Annotated in this window: 21 protein-coding genes; 7 read left to right on the forward strand and 14 right to left on the reverse strand. The window is 65.8% G+C overall.

Annotated features, from left to right (window positions below; all coding sequences use genetic code 11):
* Window positions 1-144: 144 nt before the first annotated feature.
* Window positions 145-1089, reverse strand: coding sequence for a metallophosphoesterase (locus tag BS38_RS0105510; RefSeq protein ID WP_028269888.1), 945 nt, complete (start codon window positions 1087-1089; stop codon window positions 145-147).
* Window positions 1090-1096: 7 nt separating this feature from the next.
* Complete coding sequence (locus tag BS38_RS0105515) at window positions 1097-3388, reverse strand: transglycosylase domain-containing protein (RefSeq protein WP_028269889.1); 2292 nt, start codon at window positions 3386-3388, stop codon at window positions 1097-1099.
* 37 nt (window positions 3389-3425) lie between these two features.
* On the opposite strand from BS38_RS0105515, the gene BS38_RS27040 reads away from it, so the two are divergent.
* Genes BS38_RS27040 through BS38_RS0105530 form a run of 3 tightly spaced genes read left to right on the forward strand, consistent with a single transcriptional unit; the run spans window position 3426 to window position 5080 of the window.
* The gene (locus tag BS38_RS27040) at window positions 3426-3581 is read left to right on the forward strand and encodes a DUF4177 domain-containing protein (protein ID WP_011693223.1); all 156 of its coding nucleotides are present in this window, start codon (window positions 3426-3428) and stop codon (window positions 3579-3581) included.
* Between the two features lie 2 nt (window positions 3582-3583).
* On the forward strand, window positions 3584-4153 hold the full coding sequence (locus BS38_RS0105525) for a RidA family protein (RefSeq protein WP_028269890.1): 570 nt from the start codon (window positions 3584-3586) through the stop codon (window positions 4151-4153).
* A gap of 15 nt (window positions 4154-4168) precedes the next feature.
* Window positions 4169-5080 carry an NUDIX hydrolase gene (locus tag BS38_RS0105530; RefSeq protein ID WP_028269891.1) on the forward strand — a complete coding sequence of 304 codons (912 nt, stop codon included), beginning with the start codon at window positions 4169-4171 and terminating at the stop codon, window positions 5078-5080.
* Window positions 5081-5251: 171 nt separating this feature from the next.
* Here BS38_RS0105530 and BS38_RS0105535 read toward each other — a convergent pair whose 3' ends face one another.
* The gene (locus tag BS38_RS0105535) at window positions 5252-5929 is read right to left on the reverse strand and encodes a Crp/Fnr family transcriptional regulator (RefSeq protein ID WP_011693220.1); all 678 of its coding nucleotides are present in this window, start codon (window positions 5927-5929) and stop codon (window positions 5252-5254) included.
* A 273-nt stretch (window positions 5930-6202) separates the two neighbouring features.
* On the opposite strand from BS38_RS0105535, the gene BS38_RS0105540 reads away from it, so the two are divergent.
* Window positions 6203-7387 carry a MarP family serine protease gene (locus tag BS38_RS0105540; protein ID WP_028269892.1) on the forward strand — a complete coding sequence of 395 codons (1185 nt, stop codon included), beginning with the start codon at window positions 6203-6205 and terminating at the stop codon, window positions 7385-7387.
* Between the two features lie 35 nt (window positions 7388-7422).
* Here the strand turns inward: BS38_RS0105540 and BS38_RS0105545 are convergent, their stop codons facing one another.
* Genes BS38_RS0105545 through BS38_RS0105560 form a run of 4 tightly spaced genes read right to left on the reverse strand, consistent with a single transcriptional unit; the run spans window position 7423 to window position 10686 of the window.
* Window positions 7423-8457 (reverse strand): DUF2332 domain-containing protein, encoded by a 1035-nt coding sequence (locus tag BS38_RS0105545; protein WP_028269893.1) that lies wholly within the window; start codon window positions 8455-8457, stop codon window positions 7423-7425.
* 2 nt (window positions 8458-8459) lie between these two features.
* On the reverse strand, window positions 8460-8936 hold the full coding sequence (aroQ, locus tag BS38_RS0105550; RefSeq protein ID WP_028269894.1) for a type II 3-dehydroquinate dehydratase: 477 nt from the start codon (window positions 8934-8936) through the stop codon (window positions 8460-8462).
* 41 nt (window positions 8937-8977) lie between these two features.
* On the reverse strand, window positions 8978-9379 hold the full coding sequence (locus tag BS38_RS0105555; protein WP_028269895.1) for an SRPBCC family protein: 402 nt from the start codon (window positions 9377-9379) through the stop codon (window positions 8978-8980).
* A 5-nt stretch (window positions 9380-9384) separates the two neighbouring features.
* A complete protein-coding gene (locus tag BS38_RS0105560) occupies window positions 9385-10686 on the reverse strand; it encodes an NAD(P)/FAD-dependent oxidoreductase (protein WP_043437819.1) in 1302 nt (433 codons plus the stop codon).
* A 169-nt stretch (window positions 10687-10855) separates the two neighbouring features.
* Here BS38_RS0105560 and BS38_RS0105565 point away from each other — a divergent pair, with 169 nt between their 5' ends.
* Entirely contained in the window at window positions 10856-11785 is a 930-nt protein-coding gene (locus BS38_RS0105565) for a hypothetical protein (protein ID WP_028269897.1), read from the forward strand.
* Between the two features lie 124 nt (window positions 11786-11909).
* Here BS38_RS0105565 and BS38_RS0105570 read toward each other — a convergent pair whose 3' ends face one another.
* The 4 genes from BS38_RS0105570 to BS38_RS0105585 all read right to left on the reverse strand — a co-directional run bounded on the left by BS38_RS0105570 (window position 11910) and on the right by BS38_RS0105585 (window position 17593).
* Complete coding sequence (locus tag BS38_RS0105570; protein WP_028269898.1) at window positions 11910-14129, reverse strand: alpha-galactosidase; 2220 nt, start codon at window positions 14127-14129, stop codon at window positions 11910-11912.
* 161 nt (window positions 14130-14290) lie between these two features.
* Entirely contained in the window at window positions 14291-15631 is a 1341-nt protein-coding gene (locus BS38_RS0105575) for an ABC transporter substrate-binding protein (protein WP_028269899.1), read from the reverse strand.
* Between the two features lie 63 nt (window positions 15632-15694).
* Window positions 15695-16624 (reverse strand): carbohydrate ABC transporter permease, encoded by a 930-nt coding sequence (locus BS38_RS0105580; protein ID WP_028269900.1) that lies wholly within the window; start codon window positions 16622-16624, stop codon window positions 15695-15697.
* A 12-nt stretch (window positions 16625-16636) separates the two neighbouring features.
* On the reverse strand, window positions 16637-17593 hold the full coding sequence (locus BS38_RS0105585; RefSeq protein ID WP_028269901.1) for a carbohydrate ABC transporter permease: 957 nt from the start codon (window positions 17591-17593) through the stop codon (window positions 16637-16639).
* A gap of 216 nt (window positions 17594-17809) precedes the next feature.
* Here BS38_RS0105585 and BS38_RS0105590 point away from each other — a divergent pair, with 216 nt between their 5' ends.
* Together BS38_RS0105590 and BS38_RS0105595 are read left to right on the forward strand one after the other, a co-directional pair.
* Window positions 17810-19012 (forward strand): Gfo/Idh/MocA family protein, encoded by a 1203-nt coding sequence (locus BS38_RS0105590; protein WP_028269902.1) that lies wholly within the window; start codon window positions 17810-17812, stop codon window positions 19010-19012.
* 14 nt (window positions 19013-19026) lie between these two features.
* Complete coding sequence (locus tag BS38_RS0105595; protein WP_028269903.1) at window positions 19027-20046, forward strand: LacI family DNA-binding transcriptional regulator; 1020 nt, start codon at window positions 19027-19029, stop codon at window positions 20044-20046.
* A gap of 18 nt (window positions 20047-20064) precedes the next feature.
* Here the strand turns inward: BS38_RS0105595 and BS38_RS0105600 are convergent, their stop codons facing one another.
* The 3 genes from BS38_RS0105600 to BS38_RS0105610 are packed head-to-tail and all read right to left on the reverse strand — an operon-like array spanning window position 20065 to window position 22812.
* On the reverse strand, window positions 20065-20856 hold the full coding sequence (locus tag BS38_RS0105600) for a DeoR/GlpR family DNA-binding transcription regulator (RefSeq protein WP_028269904.1): 792 nt from the start codon (window positions 20854-20856) through the stop codon (window positions 20065-20067).
* Between the two features lie 58 nt (window positions 20857-20914).
* Window positions 20915-21838 carry a carbohydrate ABC transporter permease gene (locus tag BS38_RS0105605; RefSeq protein WP_028269905.1) on the reverse strand — a complete coding sequence of 308 codons (924 nt, stop codon included), beginning with the start codon at window positions 21836-21838 and terminating at the stop codon, window positions 20915-20917.
* Window positions 21835-22812: a carbohydrate ABC transporter permease gene (locus BS38_RS0105610; RefSeq protein ID WP_028269906.1), complete on the reverse strand. Its 978-nt coding sequence runs from the start codon at window positions 22810-22812 to the stop codon at window positions 21835-21837. Before BS38_RS0105610 ends, BS38_RS0105605 begins: the two co-directional genes overlap by 4 nt.
* Between the last annotated feature and the right edge of the window lie 5 nt (window positions 22813-22817).

The following is a 22817-nucleotide window of genomic DNA, read 5'->3' on the forward strand; positions in this document are numbered from 1 at the left end:
TCAACTGCGAATGTAGTTTCCTTTAGCAACTACCCTATGCCATCGAGTGACACGGTTCACAGGATTCGGCACCGCGCGGGAATCTTCCCCAGTCATTGCGGTCCGCAATACTGCAGGCGGAGGTTGAGCCCCTCGAAACCGGGCTCAGCGTTCCGTCAGTGTCAGCAGCACGGCCTCGGGCCGGCAGGCGATGCGGACCGGTGCGAAGCGCGAGGTGCCGATCCCGCCGGAGACGTTGACCGGCGTCGTGCTGCCGTTGCTTTCCCAGTTGTTGAGTCCCTTGGCACGCCAGGTGGGGAGGTCGCAGTTGGCCACCAGTGCGCCGTACCCCGGCAGGCAGATCTGGCCGCCGTGCGTGTGGCCGGCCAGCAGGAGGTCCGCGCCGTCATCGGTGAAGTGGTCCAGCACGCGCTGGTAAGGGGCGTGGATGACGGCCACGCGGAGGTGCGGGGTCCTGTCCTGGCCTTTGGTTCCGCGGGGCCAGCCGGCGTATCTCTCCAGGCCCAGGTGCGGATCGTCGACGCCGGAGAAATCAAAGCGCAGGCCGTTCAGCACCAGGGACTGGTGGCGGTTGGTCAGGTCCACCCAGCCGGACATGCCGAAGTAGGAGCGCAGCCGGGGCCAGTCGAGTTCCACGGGCTTCTTCTGGGCTTTAGAAGGACCCAGGAAGTAGGAGGCGGGATTCTTGATCGTGGGCGCGAAGTAGTCGTTGGACCCGGGCACAAAGACGCCGGGGAATTCCAGGAGGGGGGCCAGCGCCTTCAGGAGGGGGTCGATCGCCTTGGCGTGGCTGAGGTTGTCGCCCGTGTTCACCACCAGGTCCGGTTCCAGCTCCGCGAGCGACGACAGCCACTGGGCCTTCCGGTTCTGGCCCGGGACGAAGTGGATGTCACTCAGGTGGAGGATCCGGAAAGGACCGAAACCGGCCGGCAGGATGGGCAGGGTCTCTTCGCGCAGGACGAACTGGTTCTTTTCCCATAGCCCGTAGCCTGTCGCGGCCATGCCGGCTGCCGCGCCGGCCGCTGCGGTTACGGCAAAGCCGCGCCCGATGCTCCGGGCGCGGCCTGCCAGCGTTGTTTTATCCCCCATCGGTGCGCTACCCGTTGCCCTTGCCGTTGTCCTTGCTGGGCTCCGGCGACGGAGCCGGAGAGGCGGGTGCCGTTGCGGGGGCGGTGCTCTGCGTCGTCGGGGTGGTGGTCCGCGTGGGCGCCCCGTTGACCATGTTGGACGGAGGTGCCGTGAACGGGTTGGTGCCGTAGGCGGGCGCAACCTGTGACATGAAGTTGGAGAACATCGGTCCGGCGATCATGTAGCCGTCGATGCCCGTGTAGAACTTGCCGTTGACGGTCACGTTCTGGCCCGCGCGCTGCTGGGTTCCGAGCGCGTCACCGAACCACGCCGCGGTGGCCAGGCCGGTGGTGTGGCCCACCACCCAAGTGGACCCGTTGTTGTTGGAGGTACCGGTCTTGGCTGCGATGGGGAAGTTGGTCCTCGTGGAAATCCGGGGCTGGATCAGCGAGCCTGATCCGCGGTTGAGGACTTCCTGCAGGGCGTAGTTCACGCCGCGTGCCACTTCCGGTTTAAGCGCGTCACGGCAGTTCGTGGCCTGGGCCGGAAGCTGGGCGCCGGTCTGGTCCGTCACGGATGTGATGGCAATCGGGGCGCAGTACTTGCCGTCATTCGCGAACGTGGCGAAGGCGCTGGCCATGGCAAGCGGCGACGTCTGCCTGGAACCCAGCAGGTTGCCAATCGTCGTCATGGTGATCGGCGGCGTCGGGTTGGTGATCTTTCCCGTGTCGTCCCGCTGGGGGAGGCCTTCGTGGAGGCCCACGGCGTCCACTATCTTCTGGATTCCGCACAGGTCCACCTTGGCGGCGGTGGCAAAGGTCATGGTGTTGATCGAGTTCGCCAGGCCGTCCAGGACCGTCATTGAACGGTAGTAGCCTTCCTCGGCGTTCTGCAGGTCCCTGGAATCGCCGTTCGTGCTGTCATACCAGCCAACGGTCGGCGTCTGGCAGGTGTTCTTCCACGGGAAGCTTTGCGGATAGCGACGAACCGCGCCATTCAGGATGGAGTTCATCGAATTGCCCTCGTTGAGCCATTCAGCGAACGTAAACGGCTTCATGGTTGAACCCGGCTGTGCACCGCCGAGGCCGTTGAGGTCGTTGCCGTTGGCGTCGTACTGGTCAACGCTGAAGTTGAGCTGGCTGTCGAACTTGCCATCGCCGGCGAACCACACCGTATTTTGCGCCATGTTGGTGATCTTGCCGGTGTTCGGCTGGACGGAAACCACCGCAGCACCCCACTTGTCCGGGTTGGCGCCGGCGGACGCATCCACCTGGGCCTGGGCCGCGTTCTGCGCCTTGGGGTCAAGGGTGGTGGTGATGGTCAGGCCGCCGCGGAAGATCTTCCGCTCACGTTCAGTGGCATCGGCGCCGTAGGCCGGATCGTTGAGCAGCAGGTGCAGGACGTAATCACAGAAATACGGTGCGGTGGACGCATACGCACAACCCTGGCGGGCAGGGGTGACCTTGGTTTCCACCGGCGTGGCCACCGCGGCCTCATAGTCAGGCTGGGTGATCTTTTTCTGGGTGTACATGGCCTTGAGCACCTGGTCGCGGCGGCTCTTCGCGTTGTCAGGGTTGTTGATGGGGTCAAAGAACGACGGGCTGTTGACGAGGCCCGCCAGCAGCGCGGCCTGCGGGAGCGTGAGGTCCTTCGCCGTGGTGCTGAAGAAGAACTTGGACGCGGCTTCAATGCCGTAGGCGTCCCGGTTGAAGAACACGATGTTGAGGTAGCCCTCGAGGATCTGCTCCTTGGTAAACTTCTTCTCCAGGGCGATGGCCAGCTTCATCTCGCGGAGCTTGTCGCCCACGCCCTTGTTCACGCCGTTGAGCTTGATGTCCTCGGTGTTGCCTTCGGCCTCGAGTGAGGCGTTGATGACATTGTTCACGTACTGCTGCGTGATGGTGGACGCGCCCTGCTTGTTGCCGCGGGCGGTGCTGACCAGTGCACGCATGATGCCGGTGGTGTCCACGCCGCCGTGCTCATAGAAGCGGCTGTCCTCGATGGCGATCACTGCGTCCTTGATGAATGGCGACATCTGGTCCAGTGCAACGCGCGTCCGGTTTTCGGCGTAGAGGTTGGCGATCAGGCTTCCGTCGGAAGCGAGGATTTTGGTGGACTGGCTGGGCGGGTCCACCTGCAGCTCCGCCGGGAGGGTGTCGAAGAACTCGATGGAACCGCTGGCTGTGCTGCCGGAAACAGCGGCCGCCGGGACCAGCAGGCCCGCTACCAGGACACCACAAATAGCGCTCACGCCAAGGAAAGCAAGGATCTTTCCGAGGGTGGTGGCCGTGTCGAATAAAGGGTTCTTACCAGTCGCCATGTTTTCCACTTTACCGGCAAGGACTAGTCTTTAGCTCATGACCAAATGGGAGTACGCCACGATTCCGCTCATTATTCACGCCACGAAGCAGATTCTGGACCAGTGGGGCGAGGACGGCTGGGAGCTCGTCCAGGTCGTCACCGGTCCTGACGGCAACGGCCTCGTTGCCTACCTTAAGAGGGAGAAGCAGTAGTTATGACAAGCCCCGCAGGCACGGCGCCGGAATCCCCGGCCCGCGCGGAAAATTCGGCCTCCGGCGCGGAAAACGGAGCACCGGTATCGGCCGTGGAACAGCGGCTGGCAGAGCTGGGACTGACCCTTCCGGAAGTCGCGGCCCCGGTGGCCGCCTACGTCCCGGCAGTCATCTCCGGCAACCACGTTTACACCTCCGGCCAGCTGCCCTTTATTAACGGCAAACTCGAAGCTACCGGCAAGGTGTCCACGGGCACCGAAGGCTTCGCCGACGAACCGACGGTCTCTCCCGAAGACGCCAAGCGGTTCGCTGCAGTCTGTGCAGTCAACGCCCTCGCGGCGGTGAAAAGCGTGATCGGTGACCTGGACCGTATTACCAGGATCGTGAAGGTGGTGGGCTTCGTCTCCTCGGATCCGTCCTTCACGGGCCAGCCGGGTGTCATCAACGGCGCGTCGGAACTCCTGGGCAAGGTCCTCGGCGATGCGGGCCAGCACGCCCGGTCCGCCGTCGGCGTGTCGGTCCTGCCGCTGGACTCGCCGGTCGAAGTCGAACTGATCGCCGAATTTAGCTAAGGCCGGTCACTTCCCTTGCCCCAGTTAGCCCGTCGCCTGTTTGTGCTGCCTCCCGATCTTGAGGGGGCAGCACAAAGCTGGCTCGAACACGGCGAGCGGACACCACGTGCCGCCCGCCTCGCTTCCTCCGTCGTCCTGCTCCGCGACGCCCCCACAGGGCTGGAAACCTGGCTGGGCTACCGCCCAGGGTCCTCGCCGCTCGGAGTCCTCGCCTTTCCCGGCGGTTCCCTTGAGGCGACCGACGACGACGCCGTCAGCTGGCTGGGCCCCTCACCGCAGCATTGGGCGGAACAAATGGGAACGGACGACGTCGGGCTGGCGCGCCGCCACGTGGTGGGCGCCATCCGAGAACTCTTCGAAGAAACCGGTGTGCTCCTGGCCGGCCCGGACCTGTCCACCACAGTGGAGGCCACCTCCACGCCGGAATGGATGCGGGCCCGGATTGCCGTTGCCGAGCAGGAAAAATCCTTCATCGACGTCCTGGCCAAGCGCGGGCTTTCAATCCGTACCGACCTGCTGAAACCGCTGGTCAACTGGCTCAGCCCCGACTTCGCCCACCGCCGTTTCAACACCCGGTACTTTGCCGCCACCGTACCCGTGAACCAGCAGCCCACGCTGCTGGAAAGCAAAGGTGTCTGGGGCCGCTGGGTCTGCGCCAGCAAAGTCATTGCGGAGCGTGACACCACCGCCCTGGGCGATGAAGTGGGCCAGGAAAACACCGTGGGCCTGACCCTCGGCCAGCTGCTGGTGCCAGGCTCAGAGATCATGCTCGAGAAGATGGCGGCCGCCAACGGGTGCATCGCCTACCTGAGCTACAAGCGCAAGGCGCACGTCTACCAGCCGAAGCTCGTCGAAGAAGGCGGCAAGCTGATGCTCGAAGTCGAGGCCGCCAAGACGGTCGCCGGCGAGCCGCAGCGGGAGCGGTAGGCCGACCGCTCTGACATCCTCTGCGTGCTCGCTCGTTCCCGACCCGCAAATAGACTGACGACACAGAAAATGCCTGGCGACACCGTTATTCGGGGGTCGCCAGGCATTTTGCGCGTCATTTCCCGCTAGGGGAGCGACGCGCACTTTCCTTGATTGAATGCCGCAGAATGACTAGCGGGAGCGCTGGCGGAGGCGCTGCATGTCCAGGATCACCACGGCACGGGCTTCCAGCCGGAGCCAGCCGCGCTGGACGAACTCGGCCAGGGCCTTGTTCACGGTTTCGCGGGAGGCGCCCACCAGCTGGGCCAGCTCTTCCTGGGTGAGCTCGTGAGCCACCAGGACGCCGTCGGTTGCCGGGCGGCCGAAGCGGTCGGCCAGGTCCAGCAGCGCCTTGGCCACGCGGCCCGGAACGTCGGAGAAAACAAGGTCCGACAGGGAGTCGTTGGTGCGGCGCAGGCGGCGGGCCAGTGCCTGCAGCAGCTGGGCCGAGACCTCCGGGCGGGTGCGCAGCAGGGCGTTGAGGCTTTCGTTCTTCAGGCCGGCGAGGCGGGTCTCCGAGACGGCGGTTGCCGTGGCCGTGCGGGGGCTCGGATCGAAGAGGGCCATTTCGCCGAAGAGCTCACCCGGGCCGAGGATCGCCAGCAGCGACTCGCGGCCGTCCGGGGACGTGCGGCCCAGCTTTACCTTGCCGGAGACGATGAAGTAGAGCTGATCACCCTGGTCGCCTTCGCGGAACACCGAGGCTCCGCGTGACAGGTCCACCTCGGTGAGCTCGTCCGTGAGCAGACGGAATGCTTCGTCGTCGAGCGTGGCGAAAAGGGGTGCGCGGCGCAATACCTCGATGTCCATGAATTCTCCTGAGTAAAATGTGTCGGCTGGGGCGCTTCAGCCATTGTTTCAGAATTTTGAAGGTTCTGTGACGTACTTGGCACGTGAAACGCCTGAAATGGGCCTTCCGAGGCCGGTCCGGGGCCTCTGGAGTGCGTTTACAGAGCAGATTTCGACGGCGGGCCCGGGCTTTCCGGGGCGCCTCGCGGTTGCCCCGGGGCGGCTGTCAGTCACGGCAAACTGTCAGGGTTCGCCACTAGAATTGGGGCTTACCTGTTTTTGTGAGGAGCCCGTGTGTTCGGCTTGACCATCCTGGACCTGGCCTTGATCCTGACGCTGCTGTCCTACCTGATCTATGGCCTTCGCAATGGCTTCCTGGTGACCCTCGGCGGCATCGCCGGGTTCATCGTCGGTGCCGTGGCGGCGTTTGTGTCCGTGCCCATCGTCAGCAACCTCGTGGAAGACAGCGGCTGGAGGCTCACCGCGATCGTCGCCGCCGCCGTCGTGCTCATAGTCCTGGGGCATGCGCTCGGGACCATGATCGGCCGCAAAATCCGCAGTGCCGTGCGGATCCAGCCGCTACGGGCCATGGACCGGGTGGTGGGCGGAGCAGTCAACGTGGTGGTGGCAGCGCTCGTGATGTCCATGCTCTCCTTCAGCATCAGCGCCCTGGGCGTGCCGTTCGTTTCCCAGCAGCTGGCGGAATCCAAGGTCATTCGCTTCATCGACGGACTCACGCCCGTGCCGGTGAAAACAGCCGTGGCGCAGCTGCGCTCCACCGTGATCGGGGACGGCATACCCACCCTCATCGAAGGGCTCGGGCAGGGCCAGCAGGTGGCCATTCCCAACGCGAGCACGGACACCCCGGCCCTGAACCGGGCAGCGGAGTCGGTCCTGAAAATCGCGGGCACCGCCTACCAATGCGGCCAGAACCAGACCGGCAGCGGCTTTGTGGTGTCGCCGGGGCGGGTTGTGACCAACGCCCATGTGGTGGCGGGCGTGTCGCAGCCTGTGGTGGAGATCCCGGGCGGAGGGGCCATGCCCGGCAGGGTGGTGTATTTCGACAGCCAGCATGACCTCGCCGTCCTTGCCGTGGACGGACTTCCGTCGTCTCCGCTCCAGCTGAGCGCGGACCTGCCGGCAGGCAGCCCGGCCGCGTTCGCAGGCTACCCGCACGGCGGTCCTTTCCAGTCCAAACCGGCAACGGTGCAGGACATCGCCACCGTCCTGGTCCCTGACATCTATGGCGGCAACCCCGCTCCCGAAGACGTGTACCGGCTTGCCGGCGATGTCCAGCCAGGCAACTCCGGCGGGCCGCTCCTCACCACCGAAGGCATGGTTGCCGGTGTGATCTTCGCCAAGGCCACGTCCGATGCCGAGCTCGGCTTTGCCATCACGATGGATGACCTGGGGCCGGTGGCCGCCCAGGCGCCGGGCCTGAGCAGCCCTGTTTCCTCCGGGCAGTGCATCCAGAAGTAAGCGGTGCGGGGACCAGATGTAAGCAGGCGGGGACCCTAGAGCCACTCCAGGGTTTGGCCGTGCGGCCCGGCGATGGCCACGGGCACGCCGTCCTGGAGGAGGAGGAACCGTCCGCGGAGCCTTGAGTCATCCATTTCCGGCACCACCACGGAGCCGTCCGCCTGGGCAAGCACGGTGTGGCCCTCGTTGGACAGCCAGTGGCAGCCGCGCTCTGCTGCGAGGGTGCCGATGGTGGCGCGGAAGGCTTCCCGCTGGGAGGCATTTAGGTAGGCCATCACCGCGCTGTGGAATACCACCAGGGTGGCGTCCGGCGGCGCTTGGTCCGCTAGCGAAACCAGCTGCTCGTTCAGGTCGCCGGCCACCAGCAGCGGCGGATCCTGCTGCGCTATCGCGATGGCCCGGCGCAGCCGATCACGGCGGAAGTCCTGCTCCGGCCAGATCAGCGCTTCCAGCCAGGCGACGTCGTCGGGGTTGTTGATGTCCAACGGGTTCAGGTCGATCCCGGCCCGCCACACGACCTTCGGGAGCTCGGCGGGAAGCGGGACGGCACCTTGCACTGCGCAGCGCAGAACGGGCGCTTCCTCAGCCGCGGGGCGCGCCCCGTCCGGTTGCGGCACCAGCCGCGTGACTGAGCCGCCGTCGTCGTACTCGTAGGCGTACTTGTCCGGAAACAGCGCAAGCCCGGCGGAGGCACCCACCTCGATCAGTGCCAGCGGACGGCCCGTCGAGCCTGCGATGGCGGCGAGGGACGGCAGCAGCGTGGTGCACCGGCCCGCCTCGTTGGTCTGCGTGGCGCGGGAGAGCACGACCCGCGAGACCTCGTCCCAGCGTGCCAGGAGGAACTCCCGGAACTCGCGGTACGGGGTGATCCCGGCGCCGAGGAACCGGGCTGCCGCCAGGATCAGGAGGGGCTGCCGCTTGTTGTGCGGCCACTGTTCGATGCGGCTGATCAGTTCAGCATCGCCGGCGATTCCCAGCGACCATTCTGCGTAGCACGGGGAGGAAGCCGGCGCATCAAAGGTGCCGAAGTTCCGGTACCAGTCCGCGGTGCCCGCGTTCCCCGCACCCATGATCAGGCCTTGCCGGCGTTCAGTTCTGCGAGGTATTCGACGGCGAACCGGTAGCCCATCACGCCGGCACCGGCGATCACGGCCTTGCTGATGTCCGAAAGATACGAGTGGTGCCGGAACTCTTCGCGGGCATGGACGTTGGTGATGTGGACTTCCACTGCGGGCAGCTGTACCGCGGAGATGGCGTCGCGGATGGCCACGGAGGTATGCGTGTAGGCGCCGGCGTTGAGCACGATGCCGATGGCCTTGCCGCGGGCCGCGTGAATGGCGTCAACCAGCGCGCCCTCGTGGTTGGACTGGAAGCATTCCACCTCCAGGCCGTAGGCTGCGGCGGCCTCCTTGGCGAGCTGTTCGACGTCGGCCAGCGTTGCCGTGCCGTACTTCTCCGGTTCCCGGGTGCCCAGCAGGTTCAGGTTGGGTCCGTTGAGGACAAGGATGGTGCCGCGGCCGGCTTCGGTGGCGGGGGAGGCTTCAGTCATGAGAGCAAATCTATCGCTTCGGATGCAGCGTGCGCTGTTCTTTACGGCGGGCTGACGGGACGGGCCGTGATCCTGGCGATGCGGCGCAGTGCCGCTGAGCAGACAGGGAGATAGGCGGGCGCCCACCAAGGAACCGTGAACGTGACCCGGCAGCCGTCGCCTTCCGGGACCACCAGGTGCCCGGTGGCGCGGATTCCGGCCACCGACCAGGACCAGAAGCGGTCCGCCCGGAATTCCGTCACCGTGAAGGGCAGGCTGACACCGGCCACCGTCTTCACCCGGCCGGTGCTGCCGGCCGTGAAGCCGGGCGAGTCCAGCTCTGCACCCGTCACGGAAGGACCCCATTCGGGCCACCGGCCGACGTCGGTGAGCAGCTCCCACACCTCCGCGGCGGGCGCCGCGATGTGCCGGGACACGATGTGCCGGGACACTGAATAGCGCATCCGCGCTACCCGAAGTCCGGGCGCAGGACAGCCTGCGCCGCGAGGTGGCCGCTTTCCAGGGCACCCTGGATGGAGGCCGTGGCGCGGTGGTCGCCGCAGGCGAAGAGTCCGGGGGAGATCTCAGCCGGCTGCGGGGACCCCAAGGGCGGAGGCTGGACGGGCAGGGCATTCGGAACCTCGTGCCGGGCCACCAGCTCCCATCCCGCGGCATCCGCCCCGTAGATTTCGGCGGCATGCCGGCGGACCGCATCATCGCCGGGCACCGGCCGGCCGGGGCCGAACAGCGCCGACGTCTGCACAAGGTGCCTGCCGGCGGGGGCGTACCCCGGGGCTGCGTTGGACACGACGGCCGTATTGACCAGGGGCCCGCCGGGCCGCTCCCGCGCGTCGACGCACAGCAGGTTCAGCCGGGTCGGCGGCTCGCTGGCCGCGAACCAGTGCGTCAGCACGCCCTTCATGGCGGGAACGCCGCTTCCCGTTGCGCCTCCGCCGTCGATTCCCAGCGCCAGGGATTCGGCGCTGGCCGGGTCCATGGCCACCACCACCTGCTCAGCCCGGAGCTCGGCGCCGGCGGCACGGACCAGCATGGAGCCGCCTTCGCGCCGGATGGAATCCACCGCGGTCCCGGTGCGGACAGGCGTGGCGAGCGCGGCCGCCAGCTGCCGCGGCAGGGCCTGCATGCCCAGTCGCGGCAGCCCCGGCACTCCGAACGCGAAGGTGCGCAGCAGGAGCCGGGCGAAGTCATTGGAGGTGCTCCCGTCGTCTTCGAGGAGCACCCCGGCGAAGAACCGTTCAACCACCCGCCGGAGCCCGCCCGCCAGACGAGCGTCGTCCATGGCCTGCCGCAGCGTCACGTCCCGGACGGGCACGGCGGTACGACGTCCGCCGTCGTCGTACTGTCCCCAGGACCGGACGATGGCGGGAGCCGCCCAGCGAAGGAGGGCAGCCACCTCGCGCGGCTTCGCCAGGCCGCTGCCGAAGGTCCCGGCGATCAGCTGCGGTTCGCGCAGGGGATGGGCCAGCACGGCCAATCCATCGTCACGTCGCACTCCCAGCCCGGCACCGAAGGGCTGCATGTCCAGGGCACCGACGTCCACCCAGCGGCGGACGGCAGGGTACGCGGGATTCAGGACCTGGAACCCGCGGTCCACCAGGAATCCGTCCCGGTGCTCCGTGCGGATCCGGCCGCCCACGTCGTCGGCCGCTTCCCACACGCGCACCTCACGCCCGGCTGCTTGCAGCTCCCGGGCGCACTGGAGCCCTGCAAGCCCCGCGCCGACCACCAAAACCTCGCACGAATCGGTCATGGTCCATCTTGGCACGCATGCCATTTCCGAACCTCTGGCCACGCTTTGTGCCGGTGCCTAGACTTGAAGGACCATCGTGCGGAGCTCCCGTACCGGTCAGCTCGCGCGAAAAGCCCGATCTGGAGAGAGCGTCATCATGCGCTGCAAAAATGTGGATTCAGGAAATGCGATGCGCCGTGCCGCCGTGGGACTGGTGGCCCTCGCAGCACTCATAATTCCGGCACCCGTTGCGTCTGCCGGTCCGCCGTCGACGAAGGGCGATGACAAGGTCATTGAGCTTCCCGGCGCTTCGTCCGCCGAAGGCATAGCCGAGGGAGTGGGCACCACCTTTTTCGCCGGGGACCTCATGAAGGGGGACATCTTCCGGGGCGACATCCGCCGCGGAACCGCCCGGCTGTTCATCGATGTGCCGGACGGCCGGATGGCGGTCGGCATGAAAGTGGACGTGGAGAACGGCCTGCTCTTCGTTGCCGGCGGCTTCACCGGACAGGCCTACGTGTATGACACGGACACACGGAAGACCGTGGCCACGTACCAGCTGACGGCGGATCCGGCTTTCATCAACGACGTCGCCGTCACGGATGACGGCGCCTGGTTCACCAACTCCGTGAAGGGCGAGCTGTACTTTGTCCCGGTGGATCGCCACGGCAAACCGGGTGACGAGGTCAGGAAGCTCACGCTGAAAGGACCTGCTGCTGAGACTCCTGCCGACTTCAACCTGAACGGCATTGCGGCCGTCCGGGGCGGCCGGACCCTGATCCTGGCGCATTCAGCGAACGAAGCCCTGTACACGGTGGAGCCGGGATCGGGTGAATACGCCGACACCGCAAAGATCACCGGGGACAAGCTGCCCTACGTGGACGGGATTGTGGTGAAGGGGAACACCCTCTGGGCCGTGCAAAACATGATCAACCAGGTGAGCCGCGTCCGGCTGGACTCCCGGCTGGATTCCTTCGAGGTCAAGGACGTCATCACCAGTCCTGACTTCCAGGTCCCGACGACGGGGGCCCTGTTCGGCGATACCCTCGCCCTGGTTAACGCGAAGTTCGGCGTTCAGGGGGCCAGCACGTACGAGGTGGTCCTGGTCGACGCCCGCTAGGGACTTTCGACGCCCGCTAAGCGGTAGTGGAAAGCAGGGAGCCTGCCGGCCGGGTTGCTACCCGGCCGGCAGGCTCTTTGGGTGGCGCTGAAGCTGCGCGGCGCTGAAGCTACAGGCAGTGAACCTACATGGCAGTCAGGCGCAGCAGCACTGCGTGTTCCGGGTTGAGGACGGGCATGGGCAGCCCCACCTCGGCCAGGAACCGGCCGCTGGCATCCGCCCCGGCGGCCAGCCAGGCGGGCGGCTGCGCCTGGGTGTAGTTGTGCGCGTAGTCCGCGTCGCCGGGTGTCGGGAAGATGGCCTCAACGCGGTAGCTGCGGTCCTGGTCCAGTCCCGGAATGGTGATGCGTCCCGGACGCTCCGCGAACGAGGTCCGGGTGCTGACCAGCGCGAACAGAGCTGCCGTGTCTCCGGTCGCCGGGGTGCCCTGGGAAACGACGCCGTGCAGCATGAATGAATCGTCGGCAACATCCGCCCGGACCATCCGGCCCGAGTGGATCAGGCCGCGGTGCTCCTTGTACAGGCCGATGAACCGCTTGAGTTCTTCGCGCTCCGCGCCGTGGACCTGGCGGACATCCCATTCCATGCCGAAGTGCCCGAAGAATGCCGTGATGGCGCGGAATGAAACGTCGTGCGTGCGGGCCGTCGTGTGGGACGTGGTGGGGCCGATGTGACCGCCCACCAGCTCCGGCGGTACCACCAGCCCGGTCCAGCGCTGGATGGTCTGTCGTTCCAGGGCGTCGTTGCAGTCCGAAGCCCAGATCCGGTCGGTCGTTTCCAGGATCCCGAGGTCCACACGGGCGCCGCCGGAGGAGCAGCTCTCAATCTCCAGGCCCGGGTGGGCCTTCTTCAGTTCGCCAAAGAGGCGGTAGGCGGCCAGCGTCTGCTGGTGCACGGAGGAGCGCCCGGCGTGGCCGTGTTCGGTGAGGTCCCGGTTCTGGTCCCACTTCAGGTAGCTGATGTTGTTTTCGCGGAGCAGGGCGTCGATGCGGTCAAAGACGTACTGCCAGGCCTCGGGGTTGACCAGGTCGATGACGTGCTGGTGGCGCCAGGTCAGCGGCAGCCGGCCGCCGTCCTTGTAGGACCGGACAGCGGGTCCAACGATCCATTCCGGGTGGGCGCGCGCCACGTCGGAGTCCAGGTTGATCATTTCGGGCTCCACCCAGAGGCCGAATTCCATCCCGCGGGAGGTGACGGCATCTATCAGCGGCGTGAGGCCGTCAGGCCACAGGCCCTCGTCCACGTACCAGTCGCCCAGGCCCGCCTGGTCATGCCTGCGGCCGCGGAACCAGCCGTCGTCGAGCACGAAGCGTTCCACGCCCAGGTCAGCCGCCGAATCCGCCAGTTCGACCAGTGTGGTGAGATCGTGGTCGAAGTAGACGGCTTCCCAGACGTTGAGCACCACGGGCCGGGCCTTGCCGGTGCCTGCATTACCCGCTGAAATGGCTGACGCCGAGGGCAGCACGTGGTGCGGACGGTTCCTGAACCAGCTGTAGAAGGCCTCGCTGATGCCATCCAGGCCGCGGTCCGAGTACGCCGCGAACAGTGCGGGGGTGGTGTAGCTGCCGTTCGGCTCGAGGATCACTTCGGCCGGGCCCAGCAGCTCGGAGCCGCCGATCATGGTCCTGCCGTCGCCGATGGTGTCCGCGAACTGTTCGTGGTTTCCGCTCCAGGCAAGGTGGGTGGCCCAGACCCTGCCATGGCGGTTGCCGAAGTTCGCCGTGCCGGCGGCCAGCAGCAGCGAGGAGTCGTGGCCGGTGCGCCCGTGGCGCCCGGTCCGCACCCAGGTGCCCTGCTGGATGGCCCGGCGCTGCGGGTGCCGTTCACGGCACCAGCGCCCGGTCAGGTCAAGAAGTTCGACGGCGTCAGGAGCCACCGGCAGCACGGTGGCCAGTTCGTCGAGCTGAAAGGGTGAAGTGCCCGTGTTGGTGACGGTGTGGCGCATTTCCAGCAGGCCGCCGTCGTGCAGTTCCAGCGTGGATTCGACGGTGATGCCGGCGTCCGGATCTGACTGGACAATCACAGCTGAATTCCCGACGGCGGACGTTCCGCCGGCTTTGACGTCCGCGACGCGGAGGCGGACGGAGAAGTCGTAGCCGGGCACGCCGTCGGCGATCCGATGCCCGCGGAGGGCAGGGCGTCCGCGCCAGCTCGACGACGCCTGCGGCAGCAGCCCGGCCGGGACGGCTGCGTCGGAGGCGGAGGGCGGGATCGGTTCGCCGAGGATGGCCAGATCGGGCAGTGTCGCGCCCAGATCTGCGCCCCAGTGAATGACCTCGGCCTCCCCGCTGTCGAAGCTGATCACCAGGCTGGTGCCGGCGGAGCGGAGGTGCAGGGGATCCATGGGGTTTCTCTTTCGTTGTGGCGGGCGTCCGGTGACGCTGGCGGCGGGATAAATATGTACGTGCGGGGTGGGGTGCCCCGGGTGCCGCCGCTTCGCGAGGATGAAACGGCGGCACCCGGGGCCGTGGCTGCGACCACTTACGCAGCCACTACAGGTGCGGTCTACTTGAAGAGATCGTTCACCTGGTTGTTGGCTTCGGTCAAGGAGCTGGCGGGCTTCTTGCCGGAGAGCACGGCATCCATTGCCGGCTTCATGATGCCGTCAACTTTGGCCGCTTTGTCCGCGATGGGGAAGAGGAAGGTGGTCCCTTCCTTGACGTGCGTGGTGAAGGCCGAGACGTCGGTGCCCTTGGCCTTGAACGCTTCGGCTGCCTTTTCGGAGGAGCTGGTGATGGCGGGGAAGACGACAGCCTTGGAAGCCACAACGTCCTGGCAGGCGGTAGAGCCGAGGTATTCAACCCACTTCACGGATGCCGCCGGGTTCTTGGTGCCTGCCCAGACGGAGTCGGCGAGGCCGTTGAACATGCTGGCACGCTTGCCGTCGGGACCCTTGGGGGTGGGGGCGAACGCGGTCTCCACGCCCTTGTAGGTCTTGTACTGGCCGATCAGCCAGTCACCCGTGGTGTTGATGGCGGCCTTGCCGGCACCGAAGTTGTCCGCCAGGCTGGCGCCGACGGTGGTTTCCAGCTTGGGCATGTAGCCCTTCTCGATCAGGCCGGCCCACCATGCGATGGTTTCCTGGAATTTGGGGTCATCGTAGTTGAACTTGGTGCCCCACGGGTTCTTGTCCGTGGCGGTCCAACCCGTGGTGGCGCTGAGGAAGCTCCATTCGGTCTGGCCCTGGCCGGAGCCGCTGCCTGCCAGGCCCAGGCCGTAGACAGCCACGTTGTTCTTGTCGAAGCCGGCTTCGTCGCCGCGCTTGCCGCTCTTGTCCGTGGTGAGGTGCGCGATGGCCTTCTCGTAGCTGCCGCCGTCCTTCGGGTTCCAGTCCAGGTTGGCCATCTGCTCGGCGGTGAGGCCGGCGGAGTCCGTCATGGCCTTGTTGTAGAACAGGCCTACGGTGTCCCAGTCCTTGGGCAGGCCGTAGCGCTTTCCGTCCTGGCCGACCCAGAGTTCCGGCAGGCCCTTGGTGTAGCTGTCCAGTTTGACGCCGTCCTTGGCGACGGCGTCGTCCAGGGAGAGCAGCTGCTTTTTCGCGGCGTACTCGGGGTACTTGGAGAGGTGGTTCGTGAAGACGTCCGGGGCGGTGCCGGCGACGAAGCCGTTGGTCAGGGTGGTCCAGTAGTCGTCCCAGCCGCGCTGGGTGATCTTGACCTTGATGTCCGGGTTGGCCTTGGTGAAATCGTCAGCGCACTGCTGGTAGGCCGGGAGCTGGTTGGCGTCCCACAGCCAGTAGTTGATCTCGCCCTTGGCCTCGCTGGAGGCGGGGCTGCCTCCGCCACAGGCGGAGAGGGACAGGGCGATTGCCGCGGCGGCAGCTGCGACGCCGATGGTTTTCTTCATGATGGACCTTTCGAGGGTGTTTCTGGAGACGAACGTGTTTCTGGGGAAAGTGAACTGAAGGTGTTACTTGATTCCGGAGAAGCCGATGGAGTTGACCACCTTCTTGCCGAAGGCAATGAACAGCAGGAGCACCGGGAGCGCGGCCACGAGCGTTGCGGCCATCAGGCCGGTCCAGTCGGGGGCTCCTTGCGGTGACTGGGACTTGAAGACGCCCAGGCCCACCGTGAGCACCCGGACGTTTTCGTCCTGGCCCACCAGGAGCGGCCAGAAGTATTCGTTCCACTGGCCGATGAAAGTGAGGAGGGCCAGTGTGGCCAGCGGCGCCGCTGCGTTGGGCAGGACGATCTGGAAGAAGATCCGTAGGTGCTTGGCGCCGTCGAGCATGGCGGCCTCTTCCACTTCCCGGGACATGCTGAGGAAGAACTGGCGCAGGAAGAAGATGGCGAACGGGGTCATGAACAGGAAGGGCAGCGTCATGCCGGCAAAGGTGTTGAGCAGGCCCAGGTTCTTGATCATCAGGAAGTTGGGCAGCGCGGTGAAGATTGGCGGGACCATCATGGTGGCCAGGAACAGCCCGAACACGGCGTTCCGTCCGGGCCAGCGGAGCCGGGAGAACGCGTAGGCTGCCATGGCGCTGAAGAAGACCTGCCCTGCCGTGGTGACGCTGGCGAAGATGACCGAGTTCCGCAGGTAGAGCCAGAAGTTGATCGCGGCTCCCGAGCCTCCCTCGGCGATGGCCTCCTCGGGGCTCTGCATTCCGAGGACCCGCTTGAAGGCTCCGAGGTTGAAGTCCGCGGGAAGGAGGTTGCCTGCGTTGGAGGCCAGTGAGGCATTCGTGGACAGTGCCGTGCGGAGCATCCACAGGAAGGGTGCCACGGTGACGGCGACTGCAACGGCCACCAGGGCCCAGGCTCCGACGCGCCGCCAGTTGACGGGCTTCTTCTTGACGGGAATGTTGCTGACGGACTTGCGGGTGAGTGTGGAGGTGCTCATGGCTGGGGTTCCTTAGTCCAGATCCGATTCGTTGCCCTTGAGGAACTTCATTTGCACGAAGGCCACCAGGGCAAGAATGAGGAAGAGAATGACGGACAGGGCCGATGCGTAGCCGAAGTCCGATTCGCCAAAGGCCTTTTGGTAGATGTACATCTGGATGACGCGGGAGGCGTTGATGGGGCCGCCGCCGGTGGTCACTGCCACGGTGTCGAAAACCTGGAATGAGCCGATGACGGTGACGACGAGCACTAGCACCATCACGGGGCGCAGGAGCGGCATGGTGATGCTCCAGAAGGTCCGGGTGGGGGACGCACCGTCCAGCGATGCAACCTCGTAGACGTGGTTGGGGATCGACTGCAGCCCGGCGAAGAGCAAGAGGGCCGTGTAGCCCATGTGCCGCCAGACGTTGACGGCGGCAATGGTGGGGATTGCCCATTGCTCGCTGCCGAAGAAGGCGATGCGCGGCAGGCCCATCCAGTTGATGATTTCGTTGACGATGCCGATTTGGTAGTCGAGCATCCAGAACCACAACAGGGCGACGATGACGTTGGCCACCAGGAAGGGAAGCAGCAACGCGCCGCGGATGAACGTGGACTTTGCCACTCGGTGCATCAGGAGGGCCAGTCCGAGGGCGATTACGGTCTGGAAGCCGATGTTCAGGCCCACGTACTGGACGGTGACCCCCATGGCGTTCCAGAACAGTTCATCGCCAAGCATGGCGGTGTAGTTCTTGACGCCGATCCAGGTGGGGTCGCCCAGGATGCTGTACTCGGTGAAGCTGAGGTAGACGCCCCGGATGGTGGGCACCAGATAGAAGAGAACAAAGCCGATCATTGCCGGGAAGATGAAGAACAATGCCATCTTCAAGTCGCCGAGCCGGCGAAGCCGGCCCTTCCGGGCGGTCTTCCCGGCCGTGGGGAGTCCGGGCCGGGCTGCCGGGTCCTGTTGCTGCTTGGTAAGGGTGGTCATCATCGACCCTTTCCTGACTGTGATGTGGGTAACAACTGGTGATGAATCTACACGAGTAGATATGAGGTGGCAAGTATTTTTTCCTGCAAACAAAGAAAGTTACGCCTAACGCTTCCAAATCCGTTGACTCGAGTAGATTCGGGTGGAAGACTTTGGCGCAGGCCCATACGGGGCCTTCATGCCCGCAATCGCGGGCCAGCCAAGGGAAGGTAAACAATGGCGTTTTCAATCGGAGTCGTCGGTGTCGGGCAGTTCGGCGGCCATTTCGCCCATCTCTTCAAGCTCCACCCGGGAGTCAGCGAGGTTTACGTCGTCGACGAACGGCCGGAACGCGCCGCCGCGGCGCAGGAGCGCTGGGGGCTTGACGGCACCAAGGCGAGTTTCGAGGAACTGCTGGCGTCCGACGTCGACGCCGTCGCCATCTTCACGCAGCGCTGGACCCACGGCCCGCTGGTGGAGCAGGCGCTCCGTGCCGGCAAGCACGTCTACTCCGCTGTGCCCATGGCTGTTTCGGAAGAACAGATCGAGCGCATCATCGAGGCCGTGAAGGAAACCGGCCTGGTGTACGCCATGGGGGAGACCAGCTACTACAACCCCGCCACCGTCTACGCCCGCAACCAGCACGCCGCCGGCAAGTTCGGCAGGATTTTCTACAGCGAAGGCGACTACGTCCACGACATGGACCTGGGTTTCTACGACGCCTACCAGTACAGCGGCGGAGACGCCTGGAAGTCGACGGCGAGCTACCCGCCCATGCTGTACCCCACCCACGCCATCGGCGGCGTCCTGGGCGCGCTGCCGTCCCACGCGGTGAGCGTCAGCTGCATCGGCGTCAAGGACGACCGCGACGACGGCGTCTTCGACAAGGACGTCAGCATGTTCGGCAACGACTTCTCCAATGCCACCGCACTCTTTGAACTGAACGACGGCGGCGCGATGCGGACCAACGAGATGCGCCGTGTGGGCTACCCGTCGCACATCCGTGAATCCCGGTTCCGCTTCTTCGGCACCGAAGCCAGCTTCGAGCAGCTGGCCAAGGTCACGGTGTGGCAGGACAAGGAAAACGTCCACGACATCTCCGAACAGGTGGAAACCCGGCCCAGCATCCCGCTGGACGACCCGTCGCTGGCCGACGTCGCGCCGGAACTGCGCGACGCCTTCATCTCCGGCCTTGCCCCCGTGCATGACCGCAGCCGCCTGCCGGAGGAATTCCGCGGCGCCCCGAACGGGCACGAGGGAAGCCACCAGTTCCTGGTGGACGACTTCGTGACCGCGGTCAATGAAGGAACGCTGCCGCCCGTCAATGCCTGGGTGGCCGCGAGGTTCACTCTTCCCGGAATCGTGGCGCATGCCTCGGCCCAGCAGAACGGAGAACGCCTGCCCATCCGCGATTTTGGCGACGCTCCGCGGGACGCATAGCTAGCATGTACTCCATGACCATTCCCGCAACGCACCCGACCCGAGGTCCGGTAACCCGCAAGGATGTTGCCCGCTATGCGGGTGTGAGCACGGCGGTGGTCAGTTACGTTGTCAACGGCGGCCCTAAACGGGTGGCGCCTGCCACGGAGGCGAAGGTCCAGGACGCGATCCGCGTCCTGGGCTACCGCCCCAACGCCGCTGCACGTGCCCTCAAACTCGGGTCCAGCGAGACCATCGGCCTGATCATTCCGGACAACAGCAACCCGTTCTTCTCGTTGCTGGCGCACGCCGTGGAAGACGCAGCCGGCGAACTCGGCTACGCGTTGTTCCTGACCAACTCCGACGGCGACCTCGCCAAGGAACGCCGGCACATCCGGAACCTGGCCGCGCGCCAGGTGGACGGAGTGGTGCTTGCGAGCGTCCTTTCCGAACCGGACCTGGCGGACCTGGAATCGGCGGAGATTTCATCGGTCCTGCTCAGCCACAGTGAGAGGCCCGCCGGCGTCACCAGCGTCGGCGTGGACCTCGCCGCCGGTGCACGCACTGCCGTGGAACACCTGATCGGCCACGGCCACACCAACATCGGCCTGGCCATGGGTACCACCACGGCCAATGAGGCCGATGACCGCGAACAGGGCTGGCTGCAGGCGCTCGAGGCTGCCGGACTGCCCGAGGGCCCCATCGCGCGCAGCGCCTTCACCCGGGACGGGGGCTACGCCGCGGGCAAACGCCTGCTGGCATCAGGGCACCGCCCCACGGCGATTTTTGCGAGCTCTGACATGCAGGCAGTGGGCATCCTCCGTGCCCTGCACGAAGCGGGACTCACCGTTCCGGGCGACATTGCCCTGGCCGCCTTCGACGGCTCGGTGGAGGCCGAATATTCGTGGCCTCCGCTGACCACCGTGGAACAGCCGGTCCGTGCGATGGCGGACGCCGCAGTGCGCGCGCTGGTCGGCGCCGGCCGCGGCGAGCCGCCCCGCCACCACGTCTTTCCCACGAAGCTGCTGGTCAGGCAATCCTGCGGCTGCCCGTAGAGCTTTCCGGCAACACCGCTAGCCGGCGTCCACGATCCGCAGCCGGCTGACGCTTTCCTGCAGGAACCGGCGCGCGTCCGCACTGAGGCCGGAGTCGCTGATGACCTCGTCCGCCTCCTCGAACCCCGAGATGGTGCTCATGCCCTGGGTGCCCCACTTGGTGTGGTCGGCCACCACCACCACCTTGCGCGAGGCCGCCACGAACGCACGGTCGGTCTCGGCCTCGAGCAGGTTGGGCGTGGTGAAGCCGGCATCGGGATCCATGCCGTGGACGCCCAGGAACAGCAGGTCCAGGTGCAGCTGCTTCAGCGCCGCCGTCGCAATCGGTCCAACCAGCGCGTCCGACGGCGTGCGTTCGCCGCCGATCAGGATCACCGTGGACCCGTACCGTCCGGCACCGGAGGATGAGCCGTGATGGAACACGTCGGCAATGCGGATGGAGTTGGTCACAACAGTGATCCGCGGTCCGTTGACCAGCTCCTTGGCCAGGGCCCACGTGGTGGTTCCGGCACCCAGTCCCACCGCCATCCCTTCATGGACAAGGGACGCCGCTTCCAGGGCAATGGCCCGTTTCTCGGCCGTGAGTTGCGTGGATTTCTGTTCGAAGCCCGGTTCGTGCGTGCTGGCATCGCCGGGAAGCTTGGCGCCGCCGTGGATCCGCTCCACCCGGCCGCCTTCCTCGAGCAGCTCGATGTCCCGCCGAACGGTCATGAGCGACACACCAAGCTGCTGGGCCAGGTCCGAGACGCGGACCACCCTCTCGCGCTGGACTGCGTCCACGATTGCCTGGTGGCGTGCTGCGGGGAGCATGGAATTCCTTTCGGGCTGCGGGCGGGGGAGTGCTGCCCCCGTCAGGTTCCATCATGGTCTACCCCTTGGAGGAACCAAGAGTCAGCCCCGCAACAAACTGCCGCTGCAGGAGCAAATAGATCACCAGCGTGGGGATGACCGTGATCACGGCGCCGGCGGCCAGCAGGTTGTAGTTATTCAGGAACTGGCCCTGGAGGTTGTTGATGGCCGTGGTGATCGGGAGCCGGTTGCCACTCTGGATGAACAGGAGCGGCCAGAAATAGTCGTTGTAGATGAAGATGACCTGCAGGGTGCCGAGGGCAGCAAACGCCGGCCGGCAGAGCGGGAGGATGATCTCCCGGTACTGCCGCCAGATTCCGGCACCGTCCACCAGCGCGGCTTCGGTCAGGTCGGCGGAGAGGGCCTTCATGTAGTTGGAGAGTACGAACGTGCAGAATCCCATCTGGAAAGCGGTGTTGACGGCGATGACGATGATGTACGTGTTCAGCATGTTGCCGGAATCGCTGAAGGAGTACGGCACCTCGAAGTGCTTGGCCATCTCGAACAACGGCGCCGCCAGGACCTGCGGCGGCAGCAGGTTGCCGGCGGTGAACATGATGAGCAGCGTGATGTTGAACTTCCAGTTCACCCGGCTCACGGCAAACGCCATCAGGGACGCCAGGAACAGGGTCACCAGCACGGCCGGAACCGTGATGATGACGGAGTTCCAGAAGTAGGTGGCGAATCCGCCCTGCGTCCAGGCCTGGATGAAGTTGTCGAAATTGAATGCGCCGGCAAGGCTGAAGTAGCCGTGCTCGTTGGTGGACGCCACCGGCCGGAGGGCAGTGAAGACGGACCAGCCCAGCGGGATCAGCCACATGACGGCCATGACCGTCAGGAAGATGTGGGTCCCGTAGTGGCGTTTCGGCCGGCTTCCGGACCTGGGTGCGGGGGCGGTAGCTTTCCTGCCGGCGTGTGCTGTGCTTGTTGCGGGGGAGCTCATGCTTTGTTCTCCTTGCCGAACGTGCGGCTGAGGTAGAAGACGATGGGGACAAGGGAAATAACCAGCAGCACCACCGCAAGGGCAGAGCCGACGCCGATCACCTGGCCTTCGCCCACAAGGTTCTGGATCACCAGGGCGCTGAGCATTTCCAGGCCGTTGGTGCCGCGGTTGATGACGTACACAACGTCAAAGGCCCGCAGCGACTCAATGATGGTGATGACCACGATCACGATGTTGATGGGACGCATGGCCGGAAAGACCACCCGGAAAAACGTCTGGTAGCCGTTGGCGCCGTCGATTGCGGCGGCCTCCTTGAGGCTGGGATCCACGCCCTTGAGCCCGGCCAGGTACAGGAGCATGACATAACCGGCGTGCCGCCAGGTGGCTGCGATCATGGCGGCCCAGATGTTGACCGAGGAATCTCCGAACCAGTCCACGGCCTGGGGCGTCCCGGCCGTGCCCAGCAGGAAATTCAGCAGCCCGTTGTCCCGCTGGTAGAAGAGCTGCCAGATGATGCCGATCAGGGCCAGCGACAACATCACCGGGGCGAAGAAGATGCTCTGGTAGATCTTGCTGCCGCGGATGTTCTGGTCCAGCAGCACCGCAAGCAGCAAACCGAGCGGTGTTGCGATGAGTGCCAGGAACAGGAGCCACAGCATGTTGTGCTGCACCGCCGGCCAGAACGGCGGGTAGTCCTGGGAAATGAATTGGTAGTTGTCCAGGCCGGCGGGGCGGATGTCGCCCAGATCCAGTCCGTTCCACCGGGTGAAGCTCAGGCCCACCGACATCAGCATGGGCAGCCACACCAGGGTCAGTTCGATCAGGGTGGGGATGCCCACCATCAGGGACAGGACAAGCTTGTCCCGCCCGGACAGGCGGCGGACCCGCCCGCCCTTGGCCCTGCCGGTTCTCCCGGGAGCGCCTTCAGGCTCCCGGGATTCCGGCGGAATCAGTTCTCGTGCGGTGCTGCTCATGGAAG

The sequence above is a fragment of the Arthrobacter sp. UNC362MFTsu5.1 genome, from assembly GCF_000685965.1.
Taxonomy (GTDB): domain Bacteria; phylum Actinomycetota; class Actinomycetes; order Actinomycetales; family Micrococcaceae; genus Arthrobacter.

Bases quoted from the DNA above. Each gene is read 5' to 3' on its own strand.
- BS38_RS0105610 (WP_028269906.1), bottom strand. From the start codon at position 22,812: ATGAGCAGCACCGCACGAGAACTGATTCCGCCGGAATCCCGGGAGCCT.
- BS38_RS0105535 (WP_011693220.1), bottom strand. From the start codon at position 5,929: ATGGACATCGAGGTATTGCGCCGCGCACCCCTTTTCGCCACGCTCGAC.
- BS38_RS0105525 (WP_028269890.1), top strand. From the start codon at position 3,584: ATGACAAGCCCCGCAGGCACGGCGCCGGAATCCCCGGCCCGCGCGGAA.
- BS38_RS0105590 (WP_028269902.1), top strand. From the start codon at position 17,810: ATGGCGTTTTCAATCGGAGTCGTCGGTGTCGGGCAGTTCGGCGGCCAT.
- BS38_RS0105600 (WP_028269904.1), bottom strand. From the start codon at position 20,856: ATGCTCCCCGCAGCACGCCACCAGGCAATCGTGGACGCAGTCCAGCGC.
- BS38_RS0105510 (WP_028269888.1), bottom strand. From the start codon at position 1,089: ATGGGGGATAAAACAACGCTGGCAGGCCGCGCCCGGAGCATCGGGCGC.
- BS38_RS0105570 (WP_028269898.1), bottom strand. From the start codon at position 14,129: ATGGATCCCCTGCACCTCCGCTCCGCCGGCACCAGCCTGGTGATCAGC.
- BS38_RS0105585 (WP_028269901.1), bottom strand. From the start codon at position 17,593: ATGACCACCCTTACCAAGCAGCAACAGGACCCGGCAGCCCGGCCCGGA.
- BS38_RS0105580 (WP_028269900.1), bottom strand. From the start codon at position 16,624: ATGAGCACCTCCACACTCACCCGCAAGTCCGTCAGCAACATTCCCGTC.
- BS38_RS0105545 (WP_028269893.1), bottom strand. From the start codon at position 8,457: ATGGGTGCGGGGAACGCGGGCACCGCGGACTGGTACCGGAACTTCGGC.
- BS38_RS27040 (WP_011693223.1), top strand. From the start codon at position 3,426: ATGACCAAATGGGAGTACGCCACGATTCCGCTCATTATTCACGCCACG.
- BS38_RS0105565 (WP_028269897.1), top strand. From the start codon at position 10,856: ATGCGCCGTGCCGCCGTGGGACTGGTGGCCCTCGCAGCACTCATAATT.
- BS38_RS0105560 (WP_043437819.1), bottom strand. From the start codon at position 10,686: ATGACCGATTCGTGCGAGGTTTTGGTGGTCGGCGCGGGGCTTGCAGGG.
- BS38_RS0105555 (WP_028269895.1), bottom strand. From the start codon at position 9,379: ATGCGCTATTCAGTGTCCCGGCACATCGTGTCCCGGCACATCGCGGCG.
- BS38_RS0105605 (WP_028269905.1), bottom strand. From the start codon at position 21,838: ATGAGCTCCCCCGCAACAAGCACAGCACACGCCGGCAGGAAAGCTACC.
- BS38_RS0105575 (WP_028269899.1), bottom strand. From the start codon at position 15,631: ATGAAGAAAACCATCGGCGTCGCAGCTGCCGCCGCGGCAATCGCCCTG.
- BS38_RS0105515 (WP_028269889.1), bottom strand. From the start codon at position 3,388: ATGGCGACTGGTAAGAACCCTTTATTCGACACGGCCACCACCCTCGGA.
- BS38_RS0105595 (WP_028269903.1), top strand. From the start codon at position 19,027: ATGACCATTCCCGCAACGCACCCGACCCGAGGTCCGGTAACCCGCAAG.
- aroQ (WP_028269894.1), bottom strand. From the start codon at position 8,936: ATGACTGAAGCCTCCCCCGCCACCGAAGCCGGCCGCGGCACCATCCTT.